The following is a 3,964-nucleotide window of genomic DNA, read 5'->3' as shown; positions in this document are numbered from 1 at the left end:
TATAAAAACAAAGGATAATACGGGATTATCATTTATTCGATAGAATATGGCGATAATACTGATAATGTATTTGTGAAATTAACGGAGGATAAATATGTTATATCATTTAGAAGATATTGAGAAAATACGAGAAGTTGAAAAAGAAGTTTCTAATAATGGTTATAAGGTGTTTGATATATCTCATTGGGACTCAGGAAAAGATTATAATAAACTTCTATTATCTTCATTAGAAATTCAACCATATTACGAACCATTTAAATATATATATAATTACGAAATCTCTCCCCAGATTCATTCATTAGTGGAAAATAAACTTTTACAGGAGGCAAATACCGAAATATGTAGTATATTAATTCCTTCAAGTACATTGTCTATAGTAAATATTGCTAACTTTTTGCAAAAACATAAACTAAATAAAATATGTCTGTTACAACCGTCATATTTTACTGTTGAACCCTGTCTGAATGCTTTTGGTTTACATGTGGAAACAAGAAGTCTTGAATTAAGTGGTAATAAATTTATTATACCGCTTGAAGATATTTTATCAAATAATTATGATGTAATTTGGATTACTTCTCCAGTATTTTGTACTGGTACTTATTTTGACGAAACAGAAATAACTAAATTACAATTAATACTTGATAATCAGCGATTTATAATATGCGATGAAAGTCTATCTATATTAGGATATAGTCTAAGAAAGAAATTGTCTAATTCTAAATTCCTAATTACTATACATAGTCCACATAAAGTCATTTCTACAAATTCTATAAAATTTTCGTGTATATTATGTAACAATGATTATAAAGACTTTTTTGACCAATGGATAGATTTATTTTGTGGTGGGTTGCCCCTATCTTCATATATTGCTGCAAATCATTTTATTTCTGAAAATTATGATAACTGTCTGAAAATGCATTTGGATTATACAGATAGTATTAAGCAATCCATAGTAACTTTATTAAATAAATATGATGGGCAGATTTCCTTTTCACATAATATAGGGCAATATATGAGCATATTTTATCCAATGGTACCTTTTAAAGAATCTATACGTTTTAATTTTATTAAAAGACTTATCACATGTACACATGTCTCTTTATTACCCGGATATTTGGAAGGCTTTTATCAAGAACTTGGTTTTTGTTTTAGAGTTAATTTGACTCTAGATAAAACTTTATTAATAACAAGCATTAATAAGGTTTTACAATATTTAAAAAACAATTATCCATAAAAGCATTCTACATTTTTAATATTATATTTATTAATTCCATGATAATTATTATTAATAGTCATATTATTAATAACAAAAACATTGACAGCATTAGATATTGCTTGCTCCGTTTGTACTTGATTAATTTGACGTATTATTGATCCAGGAAGTTGAACCAGTACATCGCCATTTGAAGAAAAAATATTGCTATTATTGGAACTATTATCTTGAGAGATATTACTTTTTTCACTTTTGTGCGCTTCGTTATTGGAAGAAGACTTACTTGATATTTTTTTTGAAGAAGGTTTCAATTTTATTGCAAGACCTATTATAGAAATAATTATCTGCAAACACTTCAATATTTCGTCATGAGTCTGTATCCAGTCTATAAAAGAGCCTTTTTCAGTTTTTATTCTAACAGGAGCGGGAGAATCAATATTTAACTGCTTTTGAAAATCTGTTAGTATAGCACACATTTCTACATTTGGCTCATTTTCAAAAGTAAGTTTTATAGTAACTGGTAATTTGTCATTTGCCATTTCGGATAATGTATTGTGTAAATCTGACACAAATTGCTGATAAGCTTTAAACAACACATTATATATATAATTCAAATAGAGAGTTGATTTACTTTTAGCTATATTATTTATATTACTATTCAGTATTTTTTCTACCAATGACAATAACTGAATGATTGTAATTGGAGCTAATAAATCCTCAGCAACAAAATAATCTAATAAAAGCTCAATAAATCGAAGCTCTTCAGACCTAATAATGATATTGTTTTCAATCTGCTTAAATGTAGCTTGCAAACATACAAGCATAGAATAATCATATGAGCAATCGTTTGTGTTTAATTCTATAACAGCGGCTCCAAATAAATCATTATTTCTAACAAGTTTATCCTGTAAATCTTGTAAATTATATAATGAAAAATTAAGTTGATCTAGGCTTGCTTGTCTAATGCCAAAGTTAGATGATACAAGAGATATATCTATCTCTGTATCTTTATAGATGCAATTCATCAAAATATTAAAAAAGAAATTACCGTTTATTTTTGACTGAATAAATGTGCATTCAATAAAATTATTGAGAGATGTAGAACATTGACGTACATTCATGTGTTCAATTACACAATTTAAAAATGTTGAATTGTGCATATCTACATGATTAAAATCACATGACAAAAACTTACAATTAGAAAACGTATTGTTTGAAAAGCTAGAGCCTTTAAAGCTTATTTTTTTAAAAGTGCAATTTTCAAAATTGCATGATACAATATCTGAATTCTGAAATGATAAATTAGAAAATATACTATCAGAAATTTGAGAACTGTCTAAATCACTATTTGCAAGAATCGTTTTCTCAAAGGTACATTTCTCTAATACACAATTCTTTAAAGAAATAGAATGCAAATCAATATCGTCAAAAATTTGTTCATGTATTAGTAAATATGTATATATTTCGTCAGCGTTTAAACCTAACAAGCTATTATAATTTAAAAGTTTAGTCATAAGTTTACCTCCATAAGAAAGGATATGTTATAATGTTTTTTTTAAATATGGATTATTTAGAAACCCCGTGCCACATTATTGATCTAGACAAAATAAAAAATAATATCAGTATTCTATCACTTCTAAAAAAGAAAACTAATATAAAAATTCTCTTTGCGCTAAAAGGCTTTTCTAATGATAAAATCGTTCCAATGTTTATAGATTTCTTTGATGGTGTTAGTGCAAGTAGTCTTTGGGAAGCACAACTTGCTCATGATTTGCTTAAAAAACCTGTGCATACCTATTCGCCAGCCTACAAAAGAAATGACATAAATCAAATCATAGATTACAGTGATTATCTCATATTCAATTCATTAAATCAATTTAGTTTGTTTTCACAAGACTGTATCTTAGGTCATGTTAAACAGGGAATTCGCATAAATCCAGAATATTCCGAAGTAGAAAAATATGCTATCAACCCATGCCATCCATTTTCTAGATTTGGTATTAAAGCAGATGATTTAAATGATAGTATATTAAAAAAAATTAGTGGAATCCATTTCCATACTATGTGCGAACAATTTTCTGATACTCTTAGGCGGACTATTGATGTAATTGACAGTAATTTCAATCAATATTTACATAAAATTGATTGGATAAATTTAGGGGGCGGACAATTATTCACCGATTCGTCATACTCTTTAGACGAAGCCGTTAATTGCATTAATAGTTTACACAAGAAGTATGAATTTGACATCTTTGTGGAACCCTGTGAAACTGTTGTACTCAACACTGGCTATTTCGTAGCTAGTGTAATTGATATTATTCACAATGGTATAGATATTGCCATTTTAGACGCTTCTGCAATCTGCCATTTACCAGATATTATCCATTCTCCATATCGTTGCAATATAGTTAATGCTTATTTGCCTAACGAAAAAAATTTCACTTACAGATTAGCTGGTTCTACTTGTTATGCTGGAGATATATTTGGAGATTATTCATTTAATCAACCACTAGATATAGGTAGTAAAATTATATTTATGGATACAGCACCATATACTATGGTAAAAAGTAATCAATTTAACGGTATAAAACTTCCATCATATGCTATTTATGAAAAAGATATGCCTATTAAAGTCATAAAACAATATAATTATGATACTTTTTTATCTATGTTATAAGAGTATCCAAATATTATTTTTAAGCCATATTCTATCGAATAAATGATAATCCCGTATTATCCTTTGTTTTTATA

At 27.5% G+C, this 3,964-nt stretch carries 3 protein-coding genes; 2 read left to right on the top strand and 1 reads right to left on the bottom strand.

From position 1 onward, the window contains the following. Positions 1 to 94: 94 nt before the first annotated feature. The gene (locus tag LKE05_RS13935; RefSeq protein ID WP_308457236.1) at positions 95 to 1,234 is read left to right on the top strand and encodes an aminotransferase class I/II-fold pyridoxal phosphate-dependent enzyme; all 1,140 of its coding nucleotides are present in this window, start codon (positions 95 to 97) and stop codon (positions 1,232 to 1,234) included. Here LKE05_RS13935 and LKE05_RS13930 read toward each other — a convergent pair. Next, the gene (locus LKE05_RS13930; RefSeq protein ID WP_308457235.1) at positions 1,225 to 2,727 is read right to left on the bottom strand and encodes a pentapeptide repeat-containing protein; all 1,503 of its coding nucleotides are present in this window, start codon (positions 2,725 to 2,727) and stop codon (positions 1,225 to 1,227) included. The two genes, LKE05_RS13935 and LKE05_RS13930, sit on opposite strands and share 10 nt — an antisense overlap. A 47-nt stretch (positions 2,728 to 2,774) precedes the next feature. On the opposite strand from LKE05_RS13930, the gene LKE05_RS13925 reads away from it, so the two are divergent. Beyond that, positions 2,775 to 3,890, top strand: a complete 1,116-nt coding sequence (locus LKE05_RS13925) for a carboxynorspermidine decarboxylase (protein WP_308457234.1) — start codon at positions 2,775 to 2,777, stop codon at positions 3,888 to 3,890. The last annotated feature ends 74 nt before the right edge of the window (positions 3,891 to 3,964 follow it).

It is taken from the genome of Hominilimicola fabiformis, assembly GCF_020687385.1.
Taxonomy (GTDB): Bacteria; Bacillota; Clostridia; order UBA1381; family UBA1381; genus Hominilimicola; species Hominilimicola fabiformis.
Note: the sequence above shows the minus strand (reverse complement) of the source record. Positions and strands in the feature narration are given on the sequence as shown.